19 protein-coding genes are annotated in these 18,720 nt (G+C 58.7%); 16 read left to right on the top strand and 3 right to left on the bottom strand.

The window, feature by feature from the left end; translation table 11 throughout:
* Positions 1–82: 82 nt before the first annotated feature.
* The 3 genes from eno to ispD all read left to right on the top strand — a co-directional run bounded on the left by eno (position 83) and on the right by ispD (position 2,685).
* Positions 83–1,372 carry a phosphopyruvate hydratase gene (gene eno / locus ACMXYJ_RS07660; protein WP_010462792.1) on the top strand — a complete coding sequence of 430 codons (1,290 nt, stop codon included), beginning with the start codon at positions 83–85 and terminating at the stop codon, positions 1,370–1,372.
* Between the two features lie 330 nt (positions 1,373–1,702).
* Entirely contained in the window at positions 1,703–1,981 is a 279-nt protein-coding gene (ftsB, locus tag ACMXYJ_RS07665) for a cell division protein FtsB (RefSeq protein ID WP_008028992.1), read from the top strand.
* Entirely contained in the window at positions 1,978–2,685 is a 708-nt protein-coding gene (ispD, locus tag ACMXYJ_RS07670) for a 2-C-methyl-D-erythritol 4-phosphate cytidylyltransferase (protein WP_415759332.1), read from the top strand. Before ftsB ends, ispD begins: the two co-directional genes overlap by 4 nt.
* A gap of 144 nt (positions 2,686–2,829) precedes the next feature.
* On the opposite strand, the gene ACMXYJ_RS07675 is transcribed toward ispD, so the two are convergent.
* The gene (locus tag ACMXYJ_RS07675) at positions 2,830–3,726 is read right to left on the bottom strand and encodes a LysR substrate-binding domain-containing protein (protein WP_111450999.1); all 897 of its coding nucleotides are present in this window, start codon (positions 3,724–3,726) and stop codon (positions 2,830–2,832) included.
* Between the two features lie 107 nt (positions 3,727–3,833).
* On the opposite strand from ACMXYJ_RS07675, the gene ACMXYJ_RS07680 reads away from it, so the two are divergent.
* The 8 genes from ACMXYJ_RS07680 (at position 3,834) to rpoS (ending at position 10,978) form a co-directional block, all read left to right on the top strand.
* The gene (locus tag ACMXYJ_RS07680; RefSeq protein WP_033059912.1) at positions 3,834–4,946 is read left to right on the top strand and encodes an S-(hydroxymethyl)glutathione dehydrogenase/class III alcohol dehydrogenase; all 1,113 of its coding nucleotides are present in this window, start codon (positions 3,834–3,836) and stop codon (positions 4,944–4,946) included.
* An 8-nt stretch (positions 4,947–4,954) separates the two neighbouring features.
* Positions 4,955–5,800 (top strand): S-formylglutathione hydrolase, encoded by an 846-nt coding sequence (gene fghA / locus ACMXYJ_RS07685; protein WP_150654836.1) that lies wholly within the window; start codon positions 4,955–4,957, stop codon positions 5,798–5,800.
* Positions 5,801–5,853: 53 nt separating this feature from the next.
* Positions 5,854–6,327 carry a 2-C-methyl-D-erythritol 2,4-cyclodiphosphate synthase gene (gene ispF, locus ACMXYJ_RS07690; RefSeq protein WP_140677625.1) on the top strand — a complete coding sequence of 158 codons (474 nt, stop codon included), beginning with the start codon at positions 5,854–5,856 and terminating at the stop codon, positions 6,325–6,327.
* Complete coding sequence (gene truD / locus ACMXYJ_RS07695) at positions 6,324–7,382, top strand: tRNA pseudouridine(13) synthase TruD (protein ID WP_415759333.1); 1,059 nt, start codon at positions 6,324–6,326, stop codon at positions 7,380–7,382. Before ispF ends, truD begins: the two co-directional genes overlap by 4 nt.
* Positions 7,370–8,119 (top strand): 5'/3'-nucleotidase SurE, encoded by a 750-nt coding sequence (gene surE / locus ACMXYJ_RS07700; RefSeq protein ID WP_129441651.1) that lies wholly within the window; start codon positions 7,370–7,372, stop codon positions 8,117–8,119. Before truD ends, surE begins: the two co-directional genes overlap by 13 nt.
* A gap of 41 nt (positions 8,120–8,160) precedes the next feature.
* Positions 8,161–8,796, top strand: a complete 636-nt coding sequence (locus ACMXYJ_RS07705) for a protein-L-isoaspartate(D-aspartate) O-methyltransferase (protein WP_177327881.1) — start codon at positions 8,161–8,163, stop codon at positions 8,794–8,796.
* A gap of 211 nt (positions 8,797–9,007) precedes the next feature.
* Positions 9,008–9,865: a peptidoglycan DD-metalloendopeptidase family protein gene (locus ACMXYJ_RS07710; RefSeq protein WP_415759334.1), complete on the top strand. Its 858-nt coding sequence runs from the start codon at positions 9,008–9,010 to the stop codon at positions 9,863–9,865.
* 105 nt (positions 9,866–9,970) lie between these two features.
* Positions 9,971–10,978 (top strand): RNA polymerase sigma factor RpoS, encoded by a 1,008-nt coding sequence (rpoS, locus tag ACMXYJ_RS07715; RefSeq protein WP_008154012.1) that lies wholly within the window; start codon positions 9,971–9,973, stop codon positions 10,976–10,978.
* A 484-nt stretch (positions 10,979–11,462) separates the two neighbouring features.
* Here rpoS and fdxA read toward each other — a convergent pair whose 3' ends face one another.
* Both fdxA and mutS read right to left on the bottom strand, forming a co-directional pair.
* Positions 11,463–11,786, bottom strand: coding sequence for a ferredoxin FdxA (fdxA, locus tag ACMXYJ_RS07720; protein ID WP_008154011.1), 324 nt, complete (start codon positions 11,784–11,786; stop codon positions 11,463–11,465).
* A 142-nt stretch (positions 11,787–11,928) separates the two neighbouring features.
* Complete coding sequence (mutS, locus tag ACMXYJ_RS07725) at positions 11,929–14,508, bottom strand: DNA mismatch repair protein MutS (RefSeq protein ID WP_008154009.1); 2,580 nt, start codon at positions 14,506–14,508, stop codon at positions 11,929–11,931.
* 211 nt (positions 14,509–14,719) lie between these two features.
* Between mutS and ACMXYJ_RS07730 the strand changes: the two genes are divergently transcribed.
* The 5 genes from ACMXYJ_RS07730 to ACMXYJ_RS07750 all read left to right on the top strand — a co-directional run bounded on the left by ACMXYJ_RS07730 (position 14,720) and on the right by ACMXYJ_RS07750 (position 18,704).
* Positions 14,720–15,454: an XRE family transcriptional regulator gene (locus ACMXYJ_RS07730; RefSeq protein ID WP_415760690.1), complete on the top strand. Its 735-nt coding sequence runs from the start codon at positions 14,720–14,722 to the stop codon at positions 15,452–15,454.
* 508 nt (positions 15,455–15,962) lie between these two features.
* Positions 15,963–16,310 carry a phage holin family protein gene (locus ACMXYJ_RS07735; RefSeq protein WP_056739181.1) on the top strand — a complete coding sequence of 116 codons (348 nt, stop codon included), beginning with the start codon at positions 15,963–15,965 and terminating at the stop codon, positions 16,308–16,310.
* A gap of 134 nt (positions 16,311–16,444) precedes the next feature.
* Positions 16,445–17,029 carry a phage tail terminator protein gene (locus ACMXYJ_RS07740; RefSeq protein WP_415759335.1) on the top strand — a complete coding sequence of 195 codons (585 nt, stop codon included), beginning with the start codon at positions 16,445–16,447 and terminating at the stop codon, positions 17,027–17,029.
* Positions 17,026–17,208: a DUF2635 domain-containing protein gene (locus ACMXYJ_RS07745; protein WP_003198311.1), complete on the top strand. Its 183-nt coding sequence runs from the start codon at positions 17,026–17,028 to the stop codon at positions 17,206–17,208. Before ACMXYJ_RS07740 ends, ACMXYJ_RS07745 begins: the two co-directional genes overlap by 4 nt.
* Positions 17,208–18,704 carry a phage tail sheath subtilisin-like domain-containing protein gene (locus ACMXYJ_RS07750; protein WP_415759336.1) on the top strand — a complete coding sequence of 499 codons (1,497 nt, stop codon included), beginning with the start codon at positions 17,208–17,210 and terminating at the stop codon, positions 18,702–18,704. Before ACMXYJ_RS07745 ends, ACMXYJ_RS07750 begins: the two co-directional genes overlap by 1 nt.
* Positions 18,705–18,720 lie beyond the last annotated feature (16 nt).

Genomic DNA, 18,720 nt, shown 5'->3' on the forward strand with positions numbered 1-18,720 from the left:
CTGCCTGCTGCACATCACTTGCCGGCGATACAAGATTTCCTTCAGCTGCGTCGTTTTCGTCAACTTTGGAGTGTTTACAACAATGGCAAAAATCGTCGACATCAAAGGTCGTGAAGTTCTCGACTCCCGTGGCAACCCCACCGTGGAAGCGGATGTGCTTCTCGATAACGGCATCATCGGCAGTGCTTGCGCGCCGTCCGGTGCTTCCACTGGCTCGCGTGAAGCGCTCGAGCTGCGTGATGGCGACAAGAGCCGTTACCTGGGCAAAGGCGTTCTGAAAGCCGTCGCCAATATCAACGGTCCGATCCGCGACCTGTTGCTGGGTACAGACCCAAGCGACCAGAAAGCGCTGGATCACGCGATGATCAAGCTCGACGGTACTGAAAACAAAGGTTCCCTGGGCGCCAACGCGATCCTCGCCGTTTCCCTGGCAGCCGCCAAGGCAGCCGCACAGGACCAGGACCTGCCGCTGTATGCTCACATCGCCAACCTGAACGGCACTCCGGGTGTTTACTCGATGCCGGTTCCGATGATGAACATCATCAACGGTGGCGAGCACGCCGATAACAACGTCGACATCCAGGAATTCATGGTTCAGCCAGTAGGCGCCAAGTCTTTCTCGGAAGGTCTGCGCATGGGCACCGAGATTTTCCATCACCTGAAAGCTGTTCTGAAGGCCCGCGGCCTGAGCACTGCTGTTGGTGACGAGGGTGGTTTCGCACCGAACCTGGCCTCCAACGAAGACGCTTTGAAAGTGATCTCCGAAGCTGTGGCCAACGCCGGTTACAAGCTGGGCACCGACGTGACCCTGGCGCTGGACTGCGCGGCCAGCGAATTCTACGAAGACGGTAAATACAACCTGTCCGGCGAAGGCCAGGTGTTCACCGCTGAAGGTTTCGCTGACTACCTGAAAGGCCTGACCGAGCGTTATCCGATTATCTCGATCGAAGACGGTCTGGACGAGTCCGACTGGGCTGGCTGGAAAATCCTCACCGACAAGATCGGCGAGAAGACTCAGCTGGTAGGCGACGACCTGTTCGTGACCAACACCAAGATCCTGAAAGAAGGCATCGATAAAAAGATCGCCAACTCGATCCTGATCAAGTTCAACCAGATCGGCACCCTGACCGAAACTCTGGAAGCGATCCAGATGGCCAAGGCCGCTGGTTACACCGCCGTAATCTCGCACCGCTCCGGCGAAACCGAAGATTCGACCATTGCCGACCTGGCTGTGGGCACCGCGGCTGGCCAGATCAAGACCGGCTCCCTGTGCCGTTCGGACCGTGTTTCCAAGTACAACCAACTGCTGCGTATCGAAGAGCAGTTGAATGGCAAAGCCAAGTACAACGGTCGCAGCGAATTCCGCGGTTAATAGAGTGCCGAGCCTCGCCAATACTGCTCCTTTTTGACGGTGTCTGTTGCCGTCATACTGCGTTGCCGCTCCTCGCCATAGCCAGCTATGACTCGTCGCGGCGCCTTGTCTGACGACAACAGTCACTCGTCAAAAAAGGAGCGTATTGGTGAGGCTCGGTACTAACGTGGTAAAAAGACACCGGATTGTGTCGGAAAAATCGCTACAGCGATGGATTTGCCACTAATCTGATGCCTTATAAGCACAAGCCTGGGGCTTCCAGGCTTCGTGCTATCAGAAGCTTCAAAGTTTTGGCATGGCTGTCTTTTTTCACTGGATACCTGATATTCGATGCGCAGTCCCAATTGGTTGTTCCTCGTCTTGCTCCTGCTGCTGGCTGGCCTGCAATACCGCCTGTGGGTGGGTAATGGCAGTCTGGCGCAAGTGGCCGAACTGACTCAGCAGATCGCAGATCAACACGCTGAGAACGAGGGGCTGCTTGAGCGCAATCGGGTGATGGACGCTGAAGTCAGTGAATTGAAAAAGGGCATGGAGACCGTTGAAGAGCGGGCTCGTCATGAGTTGGGCATGGTCAAGGACGGTGAAACCCTTTACCAGTTGGCTCAATGAACCCCTCGTTACCGGCCTTCTGGGCTGTAATTCCTGCCGCGGGCGTCGGTGCCCGTATGGCCGCGGACCGTCCCAAGCAATACTTGCAACTGGGCGGGCGCACAATTCTCGAACACAGCCTCGGCTGTTTCCTTGATCATCCTTCCCTGAAAGGGTTGGTGGTCAGTCTTGCTATTGATGATCCTTATTGGCCGAACCTGGCGTGTGCATGTGATCCGCGAATTCAGCGGGTTGAAGGTGGCTCCGAGCGTTCCGGTTCGGTACTCAATGCGTTGCTGCATTTGCATGCACAAGGCGCTGACGATGAGGATTGGGTGCTGGTTCACGATGCTGCGCGGCCGAATCTGAGCCGTGATGATCTGGACAAGTTGCTGGGTGAACTCGCAGATGACCCGATTGGCGGGCTGCTGGCGGTTCCGGCACGCGATACCCTCAAACGGGTCGACAAACACGGTCGTGTGGTCGAAACCGTGGATCGCAGTGTGATCTGGCAAGCCTATACACCGCAGATGTTTCGCCTTGGTGCATTGCATCGGGCGTTGGCCGACAGTCTGGTGGCCGACGCGGTCATCACTGATGAAGCTTCGGCGATGGAGTGGGCAGGTATGGCGCCACGACTGATCGAAGGCCGGTCTGACAACCTAAAGGTCACGCGCCCCGAAGACCTAGAATGGTTGCGTCAGCGTTGGGCGAACCGTCGCTGAGTTGTTCGTTATCCCTTAAACCGCTATCGCGAGCAAGCTCGCTCCCACAGAAGGGGCTGTGGCGAACACTGAAAGGGCGTGCAACATAAAACAAATGTAGGAGTGAGCCTGCTCGCGATAGCGGCTGGGCAGACAACGCATAACTTAACTCCGGTACTCCGGCCGTTCGGCCAATCCTTCCTTCAAGTAATCCACCAACTTGCGCACCTTCGGTGACAGATGCCGTTGCTGTGGATAAAGCGCCCACACGGCAGTGTTCGGCGGTTGGTGGGCTTCCAGCAGCGAAATCAATTCGCCGTTTTTCAGATGCTCCAGCACGTAATAATCCGGCAACTGACACAAACCCACGCCCTGTAACGCCGCATCCAAAACTGCTTGCCCACTGTTGCAGCGCCAGTTTCCCTGCACTCGCTGGGAAAATTCTCGCCCGTTCTGTTCCAGTTGCCAGATATCCGAGCTGCCGATGAGGCAGTTGTGGCGGCTTAGTTCCGACAAGCTATGCGGGCGACCGTAGCGCTCCAGATAGGACGGCGATGCGCACAGGTACATTCGCCGTGGTGCCAGGCGTGTTGCGACCAGTCGAGAATCCTGAAGGCGACCGAGGCGGATCGCCAGGTCCAGGCCTTCATGGACCAGGTCGAGTTGGCGATTGCTCAGTTCTATGTCGATGCGCAGTTGCGGATAGAGCCCCATGAAACGGGTCACCAGCGGCACGATGAATCGTTCGCCGTATGCCACGGCGCAGGTCATGCGCAGCATGCCTTTGGGTTCGCTGGTCAGGTCGCCAACCGCGCGTAAGGCTTCTTCGCGGCCATCCTGCAAGCGCTGGCAATGTTGCAGAAAGGTTTGCCCTGCCTCGGTCAGCGTGACCCGGCGGGTACTGCGATAAAGCAGTCGCGTCTGCAGCCGTTCTTCGAGGCGTACTATTTGTCGACTGATATGGGAGGAAGAAACCCCGAGGCGTTCCGCGGCAGCCGTGAACTGGCTGCACTCGGCCACGGCGACAAATTCGTCGATACCTTCCCAGCGGTTTTCGGACATCAAGGATTATCCCTGTATGGCAATAATGTTTTGCTTTTGTCCGGATTATTCACCGTCAGGCGGTGTATTACACTCCTTGTCTCGTTTTTATTCACTGGAGAACCCACATGATCAAGTCGCGCGCTGCCGTTGCCTTCGAGGCCAAGAAACCCCTCGAGATCGTTGAAGTCGATGTCGCCATGCCCAAGGCCGGTGAAGTCCTGCTGCGTGTGGTTGCCTCCGGTGTTTGTCATACCGATGCCTACACGCTATCGGGCGCGGACCCGGAAGGTATCTTCCCCTCAATCCTCGGCCACGAAGGTGGCGCGGTGGTTGAGGCGATCGGTGAGGGCGTGACCTCCGTCGCAGTCGGCGATCATGTGATCCCGCTGTACACCCCGGAATGCCGCCAGTGCAAATTCTGTCTGTCGGGCAAAACCAACCTGTGTCAAGCGATTCGCGCGACTCAGGGTAAAGGCCTGATGCCGGATGGCACTTCGCGCTTTTCCTACAAGGGCCAACCAATTTTCCACTACATGGGGACGTCGACGTTCTCCGAGTACACCGTACTGCCGGAAATCTCCGTCGCCAAAATTCCAAAAGAAGCGCCACTGGAAAAAGTCTGCCTGCTGGGCTGCGGTGTCACCACCGGCATCGGTGCAGTTCTTAATACCGCCAAGGTAAAACCAGGTGATACCGTCGCCATCTTCGGCCTCGGCGGCATCGGTCTGTCGGCGGTGATCGGCGCGGTCAAAGCCAAGGCTGCGCGGATCATTGCCATCGACATCAACCCGGCCAAATTCGAAATCGCCAAGCAGTTGGGTGCAACCGATTGTGTGAACCCGAAAGATTTCGATCGTCCGATCCAGGAAGTCATCGTCGACATGACCGATGGCGGCGTCGACTTTTCCTTCGAATGCATCGGCAACGTGCAATTGATGCGTGCTGCACTTGAGTGCTGCCACAAGGGTTGGGGCGAGTCGGTGATCATCGGCGTCGCCGGTGCTGGCCAGGAAATCTCCACGCGTCCATTCCAGCTGGTGACCGGTCGCGTCTGGCGTGGTTCGGCGTTCGGTGGTGTGCGTGGCCGTACCGAGTTGCCAAGCTATGTCGAGATGGCTGAAACCGGCGAAATCCCGCTGGATACTTTCATCACCCACACCATGGGTCTGGAAGATATCAACAAGGCGTTCGACCTGATGCATGAAGGCAAGAGCATCCGTTCCGTCATCCATTTCTGAGGTCGGTCATGAGCCTGGAAAATATCTCCTGCCAGAAAAGCTTCGGCGGCTGGCACAAACGCTATCGGCACCGCTCCGATGTGCTCGGCTGCGACATGGTGTTTGCCGTGTACCTGCCGCCGCAAGCGGAGCAGGGCGGCAAGTTGCCGGTGCTGTACTGGTTGTCCGGCCTGACCTGCACCGACGAAAACTTCATGCAAAAGGCCGGCGCCATGCGCATGGCCGCCGAGCTTGGGCTGATCATCGTTGCACCGGACACCAGTCCTCGCGGTCCCGATGTGCCGGGTGATCCGGATGGCGCCTGGGACTTCGGTCTTGGTGCCGGGTTTTATCTGAATGCCACGCAGGAACCCTGGTCGCGGCACTATCGGATGCATGACTATGTCGTGCAGGAATTGCCCGCATTGGTCGAAGCCCATTTCCCGGCGTCGGACAAGCGCGGCATCAGCGGTCACTCCATGGGTGGCCACGGTGCACTGGTCTGCGCGTTGCGTAATCCGGGGCGTTATCAGTCGGTGTCGGCGTTCTCGCCGATCAACAATCCGATGGACTGCCCATGGGGGCAGAAGGCCTTTTCTCGCTACCTGGGGGAAGACCGATCGAAGTGGCGCGAATGGGATGCCTGCGCGTTGATTGCCGAGGCTGATGAGAAGTTGCCGCTGCTGGTCGACCAAGGTGATCGCGACGATTTCCTGGCCACCCAGCTCAAGCCTGAAGCCTTGCAACAGGCCGCCAAACTGGCTGGTCATCCGCTGACGTTGCGCCTGCAACCCGGCTACGACCACAGCTATTTCTTCATCGCCAGTTTCATCGACGACCACTTGCAACATCATGGGCGCGCTCTAAGCGCCTAATGTTCGACAAAGCAGGTAGAATCACGCCCTGACAAAAATCGGGGCGTTTTTTTATGCGTATTGGCCACGGCTATGATGTGCACCGTTTCGCTGAAGGCGATTTCATTACTCTGGGCGGCGTGCGGATTGCACACGGCTTCGGGCTGCTCGCTCACTCCGACGGTGACGTCCTGCTGCACGCCTTGAGCGATGCCTTGCTCGGCGCCGCTGCGCTGGGTGATATCGGCAAGCATTTCCCGGACACCGACCCGACATTCAAGGGCGCCGACAGCCGAGTGCTGTTGCGTCACGTCGTCGCACTGATCCACGCCAAGGGCTGGAAAGTCGGCAACGTCGATAACACCATCGTCGCCCAGGCGCCGAAAATGGCCCCGCATATCGAATCGATGCGCGCGCTGATTGCCGCGGATCTTCAAGTTGAGTTGGATCAAGTGAACGTGAAAGCTACCACCACTGAAAAGCTCGGCTTTGTCGGTCGCGAAGAAGGCATTGCCGTGCACTCCGTTGCCTTGTTGCTGCGCACATGAACGAACTGCAATTGCTCGGCCCACGGGCCTATGGCGAAGCCCTCGGCACCGCAGTATTGAAAGCCACGGCGGAAGATTTTCAAGTCGATGAAGTCCTCAATATCCCCCTCAGTGGCGACGGCGAACACTTGTGGATCTGGGTGGAAAAGCGCGGTCTGAATACCGAAGAAGCGGCACGGCGGATCGCCAAGGCAGCGGGCGTGCCATTGCGCACCGTCAGTTACGCGGGCCTCAAGGATCGTCAGGCGCTGACTCGCCAGTGGTTCAGTGTGCAGCTGCCGGGCAAGGCCGATCCTGATCTGTCGGCGGCGGAAAACGATACGCTGAAGATCCTCAAGACCGGCCGGCACAAACGCAAGCTGCAACGCGGTGCTCACTCCGCCAATGGCTTCACGTTGCGACTGACGCAATTCGCTGGCGACAAAGCGGCGATCGAGGAGCGACTGCAACTGATCGCCAAGCAAGGTATCCCCAATTATTTCGGTGCCCAGCGTTTCGGGTTTGACGGCGGCAACGTGGTCGATGCCCGTGCATGGGCGGCGCGTAAAGCGTTGCCGGAGCAGCGCAACGTGCGTTCGCGTCTGCTCTCTACGGCGCGCAGTTTTCTGTTTAATCAGGTGTTGGCGGCGCGTGTCGCCGATGGCAGCTGGCAGCGTGCCCAGGTTGGCGATCTGCTGGCCTTCACCGACAGCCGCAGCTTCTTTCCGGCCGGTGAAGCGGAGTGCAGTGATCCGCGTCTGGCGATTCTCGATCTGCACCCGACCGGTCCGCAGTGGGGCGAAGGTGACTCGCCGACGACGGGCGCTGTCCATGAACTGGAGCAGGCAATCGCCACTCGCGAAGCGGACTTGCGTGATTGGTTGATTAACGCCGGAATGAGCCACGAACGTCGCATCCTGCGACTGCCCATTGGTGGGTTGACGTGGCATTATCCCGAGCCTGACATTCTGCAACTGGAATTCGTCCTCCCGGCCGGATGCTTCGCCACCGTATTGGTGCGCGAGCTTATTGATCTGGTGCCGGTGGGGCAGACGGACAGCCCATGCGTATTCTGATTTCTAACGACGATGGGGTAACCGCACCCGGTCTCGCCGCGCTTTATGCTGCGCTGGCGGATTACACCGAATGCGTGGTTATCGCCCCGGACCAAGACAAAAGCGGCGCCAGCAGCTCGCTGACGCTCGACCGTCCGTTACACCCGCAAACCCTGGCCAACGGCTTTATCAGCCTCAATGGCACACCGACCGATTGCGTGCACCTGGGCCTCAATGGCTTGCTGGAACGCGAGCCGGACATGGTGGTTTCGGGCATCAATCTGGGCGCCAACCTGGGTGATGACGTGTTGTATTCCGGCACCGTGGCGGCGGCCCTTGAGGGACGTTTCCTGGCGCGTCCCTCGTTTGCCTTTTCGTTGGTCTCACGGCAAGTGGAGAACCTTCCCACCGCCGCGTACTTTGCGCGCAAACTGGTAGAGGCTCACGCGGACCTTGAACTGCCACCGCGCACGGTACTGAACGTGAACATTCCCAATTTGCCGCTGGACCACATCCGCGGTATTCAGCTGACCCGCCTCGGACATCGCGCACGTGCTGCAGCGCCGATGAAAGTGGTCGATCCGCGCGGTAAATCCGGTTACTGGATTGCGGCGGCGGGGGATGCCGAAGATGGCGGTCCGGGTACCGATTTTCATGCGGTGATGCAAGGCTATGTTTCAATCACCCCACTGCAACTGGATCGCACCTTTAATGATGCCTTCAGAAGTCTCGATGGCTGGCTGGAGGGGTTGAACTAATGGCTCGTGAACAAGACGATATTCTGCGTCGTGGCATCGGGATGACCTCGCAACGGACCCGTGAGCGCCTTATTCAGCGCCTCTATGAAGAGGGGATTTGCAACGCCAAGGTGCTGGAAGTCATTCGCCGTACACCGCGTCACCTGTTCGTCGACGAGGCGCTGGCTCACCGTGCTTACGAAGACACGGCGCTGCCGATCGGCAATAACCAGACCATCTCGCAGCCTTATATGGTGGCTCGCATGAGCGAGTTGCTGCTGGAGGCTGGTCCTCTCGACAAGGTGATGGAAATCGGCACCGGCTCGGGCTATCAGACGGCGGTGCTTTCGCAACTGGTCGAACGGGTATTTTCCGTCGAGCGCATCAAGGTTCTGCAGGACCGGGCCAAGGAACGCCTGGTGGAACTGAACCTGCGCAACGTGGTGTTCCGCTGGGGTGATGGTTGGGAAGGCTGGCCGGCGCTGGCACCTTACAACGGCATTATCGTGACCGCGGTGGCGACCGATGTACCTCAGGCGTTGCTTGATCAATTGGCGCCGGGAGGGCGGCTGGTGATCCCGGTCGGATCGGGTGAGGTTCAACAATTGATGCTGATCATCCGGGAAGAGCAGGGCTTTTCCAGGCGTGTTCTGGGGGCTGTTCGCTTCGTCCCGTTACTCAATGGGCCACTTGCCTGAGCATTTGTTCCAGGGCGCTGAATTCTCTTCGATTGCTCCTGTCTTACAGCGGCATCGATCAGTTAAACGGAATTCATCGTCAGGCAGCAAACGTGTGCGCGAAGCCATTTCGCTTCATTAAAGGTAAAGCCTGCACGGCCCGTTATACTTGCGACATTTCACGCCGGAACACGGCAATCCACATTTTCAGCCACCACAAAGGGAGCGGCGGGTGAGTCTCACAGTCATTGCGCAGCGAATGGGTAAAACGAGCTATCAGCGCCTGGTGACTGGCCTTGTCTTGAGCACCTTGCTGGTCGGTTGCTCCAGTAACAAGTCGAGTGAAGTACGCGTCGTCGATCGCAACAACGCCGTCGCCCAGCGTCCGGCAGTGACCACGGGTCAATACGTCGTCCGACCTAAAGACACCTTGTTCTCCATCGCCTTTCGCTACGGCTGGGACTACAAAGCCCTCGCGGCACGCAACAACATTCCTACGCCTTATACGATCCATCCGGGTCAGACGATTCGCTTTGACGGTCGCACCGGTTCAACGCCGACGCCGGTGGCCAGCTCCATAGATTCAACGCCTTCTTCGTCGCTGAAAACCACGGTTATCCGGCGCCAGGCGAATGGCGCAACCACCAGCACAGCAGTGGTTACACCGTCCGTCGCCAGCAAGTCGACCCCTGCTCCGATGCCTCCTGCCGGCCCAGCCCCGACCGGCTGGGGATGGCCATCTAATGGCATTCTTATTGGTAAATTCTCTTCAAACGGCAGTTTGAATAAAGGAATTGATATCGCCGGGGATTTGGGACAGCCTGTTTTAGCTGCGTCTGATGGGACGGTGGTATACGCCGGGAGTGGCTTAAGGGGCTACGGCGAATTAGTCATCATCAAACACAGCGATACCTACGTCAGTGCCTACGGACATAACCGCAGGCTGTTGGTTCGGGAGGGGCAGCAGGTCAAGGTCGGACAGACAATTGCCGAAATGGGGTCAACGGGTACAGACCGGGTGAAGCTGCATTTTGAGATTCGCCGACAAGGTAAACCTGTAGATCCGCTGCAATTCCTGCCGCGTCGTTGATCGCTATCCAGCCTGTTCCGTCGCGTAGAGGGAACAGGTTCCAGCGTTGCCAGGGATAAAGGCGCCGCTTGAGCCTGAGGTCGAACTCACCAAAGGACTATAACAATGGCTCTCAGTAAAGAAGTGCCGGAGTTTGACATCGACGATGAGGTTCTCCTGATGGAGACCGGCATCGGGACGGATTCGATGTCGAATGATGAAGGGGCTGCTCCACCTTCCGTTCGTGCCAAATCCAAACACTCCGCTTCGTTAAAGCAACACAAGTACATTGACTACACGCGTGCACTCGATGCCACGCAGCTGTACCTCAATGAGATTGGCTTTTCCCCTCTGCTGTCCCCCGAAGAAGAAGTTCATTTTGCGCGCTTGTCGCAAAGTGGAGATCCGGCTGGGCGCAAACGCATGATTGAAAGTAACCTGCGGCTGGTGGTGAAAATCGCCCGGCGTTACGTCAATCGTGGCCTGTCGCTGCTGGACCTGATCGAAGAGGGCAACCTCGGGCTTATCCGGGCGGTAGAGAAGTTCGACCCCGAACGCGGCTTCCGCTTTTCGACCTACGCGACCTGGTGGATTCGTCAGACCATCGAGCGCGCGATCATGAATCAGACCCGGACCATCCGGTTGCCGATTCATGTGGTCAAAGAGCTCAACGTGTACCTGCGGGCTGCACGGGAGCTGACGCAAAAACTCGATCACGAACCCTCGCCCGAAGAAATTGCCAACCTGCTGGAAAAACCAGTAGGAGAGGTCAAGCGCATGCTCGGCCTGAACGAGCGGGTTTCTTCGGTCGACGTCTCGCTGGGTCCGGATTCGGATAAAACCCTGCTGGACACCCTTACCGATGACCGTCCAACCGATCCATGTGAGCTGTTACAGGATGACGACCTGTCCCAGAGCATCGATCAATGGCTCTCGGAGCTGACCGACAAGCAACGCGAAGTGGTGATACGCCGCTTCGGCCTGCGCGGTCACGAGAGCAGCACGCTTGAAGATGTAGGCCTGGAGATTGGCCTGACCCGGGAGCGGGTCAGACAGATTCAGGTTGAAGGCCTGAAGCGTCTTCGGGAGATTCTCGAGAAGAATGGCCTGTCGAGCGAGTCGCTGTTTCAATAAGTGATTTGTTGGCTGGCATTAAGAAGCCCCGACTGGTTCGGGGTTTTTTATTACCTCGGAGACAGGTTGGGAGTTACCTCTGTCATCACATCTGCTTCGTAGTCTCTCGCTGTAAGTGTTTGCTTACTCTTTCGTAAGTGTTCGCTAATTTCATAGGTAGCAGCCGTACATATTCCTACGTGAGACATGATTAACCAATTGATTTATATGCTTATTTTTTAAGGTTAATAACTTGTGACAGGCAGTTTCAGCTAACGGGGGCGATTGCTCTTGGTAGGGAACTCTCTAGTATCTGAACTGTGTCGACGGACAGACACGCCCTTCAAGGATGAGGGGAAAGGACATCGCAGGAAGCGATTCATCAGGACGATGAAAAGGAACGCAGGGAATAGGGAAAAAATGTGGGCGGGTCAAACCGCCCCTTTTTTTGCCTGCAGAAAAGCAAAAAGGCCCACAAGGGGCCTTTTCGAGAACGCGGGGGTAATCAGCGTTCGAGGTCTTTGATCTTGCCTTTGACGCCATCCCACTCTTCGGCATCGGGCAATGATTCTTTCTTCTCGGTGATGTTGGGCCAGATTTCCGCCAGCTCAACGTTCAGCTGAATAAATTGCTGCATGTCTTCCGGGACTTCATCTTCGGAGAAGATGGCCACGGCAGGGCATTCTGGTTCGCACAGTGCGCAGTCGATGCACTCATCCGGGTGAATCACCAGGAAGTTCGGGCCTTCGTAAAAGCAGTCCACCGGACAGACTTCTACGCAGTCGGTGTACTTGCACTTGATGCAGTTGTCGGTGACGACGAAGGTCATTTCTAATTTTCTCCTCAGGCGGCGGCAGCGGAGCCCCTTCACGTTGGGGTCGCCAGGTTTGGGAGCGATAGTCTGCTGGTCAGGCTATAAGCCAGCAGCATCCCAAACCGCGCGAGATTCTAACAGCTTGCAGGCGGTTGCGTTAGATCCGTGTCTTTAGTGTATAGAGCATTTCTAGCGCCCGGCGCGGTGTCATGTCGTCCAGATCAAGTTTGGCCAGATCATCCAGCACCGGATGCGGCAGGCTGGCGAACATGTCGCTCTGCTGCGGCGCGGCCGGTTTGCCTTTGGCCGTCTTGGGAACTTCATGAGGCAGGGCGGTCGCTTCAAGCCGGCCCAGGTGTTCGCGAGCGCGCACGATCACTTCGCTCGGCACGCCGGCCAACTGTGCAACCGCAAGGCCGTAGCTCTGGCTGGCAGGCCCTGGCAGCACGTGGTGCAGGAACACGATGCGTTCGTTGTGCTCAGTGGCATTGAGGTGCACGTTGGCTACCAACGGCTGGGCTTCCGGCAAAACGGTCAGCTCAAAGTAGTGGGTGGCGAACAGCGTGTAAGCCCGCAGATGTGCCAGGCGTTCGGCCGCAGCCCACGCCAGGGACAGACCGTCGAAGGTGCTGGTGCCGCGACCGACTTCGTCCATCAGCACCAGGCTGCGCTCGGTGGCGTTGTGCAGAATGTTCGCGGTTTCGCTCATTTCGACCATGAAGGTCGAGCGCCCGCCGGCCAGGTCATCGCTGGAACCGATCCGGGTAAAGATCCGGTCCACCAGAGACAACTCGCAACTGGCTGCTGGCACGAAGCTGCCGATGTGTGCCAGCAGCACGATCAGAGCGGTCTGGCGCATGTAGGTGGATTTACCGCCCATGTTCGGACCGGTGATCACCAGCATGCGGGTGTTGTCGTCGAGGCTCAGGTCGTTGGCCACGAACGGCGTGGTCAGCACTTGCTCGACCACCGGGTGACGACCCTGGCTGATGCGCATGCACGGCTCGCTGACGAAGCGTGGGCAGTTCAGATCGAGGTTCAGCGCACGTTCGGCAAGATTGCTCAACACGTCCAGTTCGGCCAGTGCCGCGGCGGTGTCTTGCAGCGGTGGCAACTGGGAGATCAGATCTTCGAGCAGTGCTTCATAGAGCATCTTCTCGCGCGCCAGGGCGCGGCTCTTCGCCGACAGGGCCTTGTCCTCGAACGCCTTCAGTTCCGGCGTTATGAAACGCTCGGCACCTTTCAACGTCTGGCGACGGATATAGTCTGCCGGCGCCGACTCAGCCTGCTTGCTTGGCAACTCGATGAAGTAGCCATGAATGCGGTTGTAACCGACTTTCAGATGAGACAGGCCGGTACGGGCCTTCTCGCGGGCTTCGAGGTCGATCAGGAACTGCCCGGCGTTTTCGCTGAGCGATTGCAAATCGTCCAGTTCGGCGTCGTAACCGGTTTTCAACACGCCGCCGTCACGGATGACTGCAGGCGGGTTGTCGATGATGGCTTTTTCCAGCAGGGCCGCCAGTTCCGGGTAGGTGCTGGTGGTCTTCGCCAGTTGAATAATGTGCGGAGCTTCCAGCTCGGTCATCGCCACTTGCAACTCAGGCAATGCACCGAGCGCATCGCGCAGGCGAGCCAGGTCACGAGGACGGGCGTTGCGCAGGCCGATCCGCGCCAGGATCCGCTCGATGTCGCCGATTTCCTTGAGCTGCGGTTGCAGTTTCTCGAAACGGTAACCGTCGAGCAGGCAGGTAATCGAGGTCTGGCGCGCCAGCAATACGGTCAGATCCCGCAGCGGACGGTTCAGCCAGCGGGTCAACAGACGGCTGCCCATGGCGGTCTGGCAGCGATCGACCACCGATTGCAACGTGTTGTCGCGACCGCCAGCCAGGTTGGTGTCCAGCTCCAGGTTGCGACGGCTCGCGCCGTCCAGCACCACGGTGTCGTCCAGGCGTTCATGGCGCAGGCTGCGCAAATGGGGCAGGGCGGTGCGCTGGGTTTCCTTGGCGTAGCTGAGCAGGCAACCGGCGGCGCCGATGGCCAGGGTCAGGTTCTCGCAACCGAAACCTTTCAGGTCTTGGGTCGAGAATTGTTGGCAGAGACTTTTCAGCGCCGAATCACGTTCAAAATCCCACGGAGCACGGCGACGAACCCCACGACGTTTCTCCGCCGGCAGATCCTTCGGCCAGTCGTCCGGGATCATCAGCTCTACCGGATTGACCCGCTCCAGTTCCGCCAGCAGGTTTTCCCAGCCCTTGATCTCCAGCACGGTGAAGTTGCCGCTGGTGATGTCCAGCACCGCCAGGCCGAACAGACGCTCGTCACCCAGCACCGCCGCGATCAGGTTGTCCCGACGCTCATCCAGCAGCGCTTCGTCACTGACCGTACCCGGCGTGATGATCCGCACCACCTGACGATCCACCGGACCTTTGCTGGTCGCCGGATCGCCGACCTGCTCACAGATCACCACCGACTCGCCGAGCTTGACCAGTTTCGCCAGGTAACCTTCCGCTGCGTGGTAAGGAATCCCACACATCGGAATCGCCTGACCCGCCGACTGCCCACGGGCTGTCAGGGTGATGTCCAGCAACTTGGCGGCTTTCTTCGCGTCTTCGTAGAAGATCTCGTAGAAGTCGCCCATGCGGTAAAACATCAGCTGGTCAGGGTGCTGGTTTTTCAGGCGCCAGTACTGCTGCATCATTGGCGTGTGGGAGGACAGATCGGAGAGCGCTTTATTCATCGGATAATCAGGCAAATTCGTTGAAAGGTGTAGGGCAAAGGAGGGGCATCGGCCCGGCTTTTCCGCGATGGGCGCAAGGTTAACATGGGCGGTCCACCCGACGCAGGCATGAAAGCCCTGCGATACATTTCTTCTGTCTATGCACGACATATGCGCAATTTATGCAATTTGGCATTTGTCTTCCGTGAAAAGAACAAGCACTATGCGCTTTATGCAAAAACGCAATGTTTCTACCGTCTTAAGAGCGCTGCTCGATCAGCACGGGATCTCCCCCACGGAGCTTCACCGTCGCACCGGCGTGCCTCAATCCACTCTCTCGCGGATCCTCAGCGGGAAGATCGTCGATCCCTCGGATAAACACATCTCGAAGATCGCCGAGTACTTCGCCGTGAGCACCGACCAGTTGCGGGGCCGTGCGGATGTCGCGCCGGCAGCCAGCATCGGGCGCGATCAATTGCATTCGGAACTCAAGGACATAAGTCTGTGGGACGACGATACGCCCGTCGATGATGACGAGGTATCGGTCCCCTTTCTTCGCGAGGTTGAATTGGCTGCAGGATCAGGAAGGTTCGTCATCGAAGAGAGCGAGCGCTCTAGCCTGCGCTTTGGCAAGCGGAGTCTGCGCCACAACGGCGTTCAGTTCGATCAGGCCAAATGCGTGACGGTGCGTGGCAACAGTATGTTGCCGGTACTGCGCGACGGCGCCACCGTCGGTGTTAATGCCGGCAAGTGCGGGATCGGCGATATCGTGGATGGCGACCTTTATGCCATCAACCATAACGGCCAGCTGCGGGTGAAACAGCTTTATCGCCTGCCTACCGGGATACGCCTGCGCAGCTTCAATCGCGATGAACATCCGGACGAGGACTACACCTTCCAGGAAATTCAGGAAGAGCAGATCGTCATCCTCGGTCACGTCTTCTGGTGGGGCATGTACGCCCGTTAACCTCACCGCTGTCAGATAGAACCCGCCATTGAGCGGGTTTTTTTCGCCTGCCGAAAAGCCGTCAACGCCTTTACCTGCGGGGGTTTAATGCGTCAGTGCATTGTAGGTGCATAAATAAATGCGTTTATGCATTGACTGTATATGCATCCATGCATATTCTTTGTCTCGAGCCGCTCAACAAAGCAGCTCGAAACGAAGCTCTTTAGTTCCACCACAAAGGCAGCGATGAACCGGCCTCAACGGTTCAGAGGGTTGGCAACTGACCCGGGTGTGCAGCGTAAAGCACCACAAGCAGTTATCCGGCGGGCAGGGACCGCGGTCGGAAAAACAATATGAATCGATCCGTACCGCGCCAGTAGCGCCGAAAGGTCAACGCGAAGGACCGCATTACTGAAAAGCCCGGCCAATGCCGGGCTTTTTGGAATGCCTACCTAACGTCAGGCACCTCAAGAGACACCGTTTGAAAGACACACACACATCACTCATCAATCACCCCGGGAGGCGTGACATGACAAACGAGCAACAAGCGTTGCTGGACATGCCGATCTGGCTCGTCATCGTCCTCGCCCTGGTGGGCGGGGTGTCCGGCGAAATGTGGCGCGCCGACAAGGAGGGCGCCCGCGGCTGGTCATTGCTGCGGCGTCTGGCCTTGCGCTCCGGGGCCTGCATGGTCTGCGGGGTCTCGGCCATCATGCTGCTGTATGCCGCCGGCGTGTCGATCTGGACGGCTTGCGCGTTCGGTTGCCTGACCGCGATGGCCGGGGCAGACGTTGCCATTGGCCTTTATGAGCGCTGGGCGGCCAAGCGGATTGGCGTTTGCGAAGTGCCGCCGCGAGATACCCGCCAGGATCACTGAACACCAAGCCCAATGGAATGGCGAGCAGCGGTGCCGACCGGCATCCGACCCGCAAGGACGCGGGTTTCCCAAGGCCAGTACCTTTCACTCAAACCCGCCAGCCAGCGGGTTTTTTATTGCCCGGTGAAGACACCATGAAGATCACCCCCCTGATTGCCCAACTTCGTGATCACTGCCCAACCCTCGCCGGTCGCGTGGCTGCCGGCATCGACCTCGAAACGCTGCAAGCCAGTACCCCGCTTTCAACTCCTTGCGCCTACGTGGTGCCGATTGCCGATCTGGCGGGCGCAAACGCGGTGCAAAACGCTACGCGGCAGACCATTCGCGACCGCTTCGAAGTGACCCTGGTGCTTGACACCACCGACGCTACAAAAGCGCTGGATCTGTTGCACGACCTGCGGGCCGAACTGTGGCGGGCGCTGGTGGGTTTCAAGCCCGGCGGTGATTACGACGCCATCGCCTACGACGGCGGCGAACGGGGTTCCATCAACAGCAACCGCGTGCTGTATCGCCTGCGCTTTTTTGCCGAGTTCCAGCTCGGCCGCAATCTGCCTGGTCAGCCTGCGGAGAGCTGGCACGAACGTGAACTGGACGGTTTGTCGTCCTTTACCGGGGTCACCGTGCGGGTCGATGCGATCGATCCGGCGGACCCCAATCTGAAACGCCCAGGCCCCAACGGACGCCTGGAACTGACTTTCTCTGGAGACGTAACCCCATGAGCAAACGCATCACCGTGCTGCCGGCCCCAGGCCGCGCCGTGCCCGACCCGGAAGCGGGCGATCTGTTGCCCCTCGAGGGCCGTGAAGTGCCGGACAACGCCTGGTGGCGTCGACGTCTGGCCGATGGCGATATCACTACCAAAGCCGTGAAAGCGGCGAAACCACAGGGAGCCAAATAATGGCGATCGGATTCAGCAACATCCCCGCGGACATTCGTGTTCCGCTGTTTTACGCCGAGATGGACAATTCGGCCGCCAATAGCGCGTCGTCGGCCATGCGCCGTTTGATCGTCGCTCAGGTCAACGACAACATTGCGCCGGCCGAGGTTGGCAAGCTGGTGTTGGTGTCCAGCGTCGCGCTGGCCAAAAGCATTGGCGGCCAAGGCTCGATGCTCGCCTCGATGTATGAAACCTGGCGCAAGACCGACCCGATCGGCGAGATCTGGTGCCTGCCGCTGCACAACACTGAAGGCAGCATCGCCAAAGGCGTATTGACCCTGACCGGCGCGGCCACTCAAAGCGGTGTGCTCAACCTGTACGTTGGCGGTGTTCGTGTTCAAGCGGCCATCGTCAACGGTGCCTCCGCGGCTCAAGCGGCCACCGCACTGGCGCTGAAAATCAACGCCTCGGCCGATCTGCCGGTCAGCGCTGCAGCCGTTGAAGGCATCGTGACCCTGAGCGCCAAATGGACTGGCGACAGCGGCAACGACATCAGCCTGCAATTCAATCGCCTGGGCAAGAGCAACGGCGAAGAAACCCCGGCCGGCCTGACATCGGCGATTACCGCCATGACCGGCGGTGCCGGTGTGCCAGATCAAGTCGCTGCCGTGGCGGCGCTGGGAGATGAACCGTTCGAGTTCATCTGCATGCCATTCTCGGACCTGTCGACCCTCAACACTTGGCAAGCCGTCATGGATGACAGCACCGGTCGTTGGTCCTGGGCCAAGCAATTGTTCGGTCATGTCTACAGCGCCAAGCGCGGCACCATCGGTACTCTGGTGGCGGCCGGCCAGGCGCGTAACGATCAGCACATGACCCTTCAGGCGCTGGAACCGGGCGTACCGCAACCGTTCTGGGTTCAGGCCGCTGCATTGGCTGCGCGCACCTCGGTGTTCATCTCCGCCGACGCCAGCCGTCCGACCCAAAGCGGCAGCCTGCCTGGTCTCGACCCGGCACCCGCCAGCGAGCGTTTCACCCTGACCGAGCGTCAGTCGCTGCTCAACTACGGGATCGCCACCGCGTACTACGAAGGCGGCTACGTGCGCATTCAGCGTTCGATTACCACCTATCAGAAGAACGCCTACGGCCAGGCAGACAATTCCTACCTGGACAGCGAAACCATGCACCAGTCGGCCTTCATCGTGCGTCGTCTGCAAAGCGTGATTACCAGCAAATACGGTCGCCACAAACTGGCCTCTGACGGCACCCGTTTCGGCGCCGGCCAGCCGATCGTGACCCCGAGCACGATTCGCGGCGAGCTGATCGCCCAGTACGCCAAGCTCGAACTGGAAGGCCACGTCGAAAACGCCGAGCTGTTTGCCGAGCACCTGATCGTCGAGCGCGACGTGCATGACCCGAGCCGGGTCAACGTGCTGTTCCCGCCGGATTACATTAACGGCCTGCGCGTGTTCGCGCTGCTCAACCAATTCCGTCTTCAGTACGACGACGCCGCTTAAAAACCGCGTTTGAACG

The sequence above is a fragment of the Pseudomonas arabinosi genome (assembly GCF_047758675.1).
Lineage (GTDB): Bacteria > Pseudomonadota > Gammaproteobacteria > Pseudomonadales > Pseudomonadaceae > Aquipseudomonas > Aquipseudomonas arabinosi.

Coding starts and splice junctions, on each gene's coding strand:
- eno (WP_010462792.1), top strand. CDS start 83: ATGGCAAAAATCGTCGACATCAAAGGTCGTGAAGTTCTCGACTCCCGT.
- ftsB (WP_008028992.1), top strand. CDS start 1,703: ATGCGCAGTCCCAATTGGTTGTTCCTCGTCTTGCTCCTGCTGCTGGCT.
- ispD (WP_415759332.1), top strand. CDS start 1,978: ATGAACCCCTCGTTACCGGCCTTCTGGGCTGTAATTCCTGCCGCGGGC.
- ACMXYJ_RS07675 (WP_111450999.1), bottom strand. CDS start 3,726: ATGTCCGAAAACCGCTGGGAAGGTATCGACGAATTTGTCGCCGTGGCC.
- ACMXYJ_RS07680 (WP_033059912.1), top strand. CDS start 3,834: ATGATCAAGTCGCGCGCTGCCGTTGCCTTCGAGGCCAAGAAACCCCTC.
- fghA (WP_150654836.1), top strand. CDS start 4,955: ATGAGCCTGGAAAATATCTCCTGCCAGAAAAGCTTCGGCGGCTGGCAC.
- ispF (WP_140677625.1), top strand. CDS start 5,854: ATGCGTATTGGCCACGGCTATGATGTGCACCGTTTCGCTGAAGGCGAT.
- truD (WP_415759333.1), top strand. CDS start 6,324: ATGAACGAACTGCAATTGCTCGGCCCACGGGCCTATGGCGAAGCCCTC.
- surE (WP_129441651.1), top strand. CDS start 7,370: ATGCGTATTCTGATTTCTAACGACGATGGGGTAACCGCACCCGGTCTC.
- ACMXYJ_RS07705 (WP_177327881.1), top strand. CDS start 8,161: ATGACCTCGCAACGGACCCGTGAGCGCCTTATTCAGCGCCTCTATGAA.
- rpoS (WP_008154012.1), top strand. CDS start 9,971: ATGGCTCTCAGTAAAGAAGTGCCGGAGTTTGACATCGACGATGAGGTT.
- fdxA (WP_008154011.1), bottom strand. CDS start 11,786: ATGACCTTCGTCGTCACCGACAACTGCATCAAGTGCAAGTACACCGAC.
- mutS (WP_008154009.1), bottom strand. CDS start 14,508: ATGAATAAAGCGCTCTCCGATCTGTCCTCCCACACGCCAATGATGCAG.
- ACMXYJ_RS07730 (WP_415760690.1), top strand. CDS start 14,720: ATGCAAAAACGCAATGTTTCTACCGTCTTAAGAGCGCTGCTCGATCAG.
- ACMXYJ_RS07735 (WP_056739181.1), top strand. CDS start 15,963: ATGACAAACGAGCAACAAGCGTTGCTGGACATGCCGATCTGGCTCGTC.
- ACMXYJ_RS07740 (WP_415759335.1), top strand. CDS start 16,445: ATGAAGATCACCCCCCTGATTGCCCAACTTCGTGATCACTGCCCAACC.
- ACMXYJ_RS07745 (WP_003198311.1), top strand. CDS start 17,026: ATGAGCAAACGCATCACCGTGCTGCCGGCCCCAGGCCGCGCCGTGCCC.
- ACMXYJ_RS07750 (WP_415759336.1), top strand. CDS start 17,208: ATGGCGATCGGATTCAGCAACATCCCCGCGGACATTCGTGTTCCGCTG.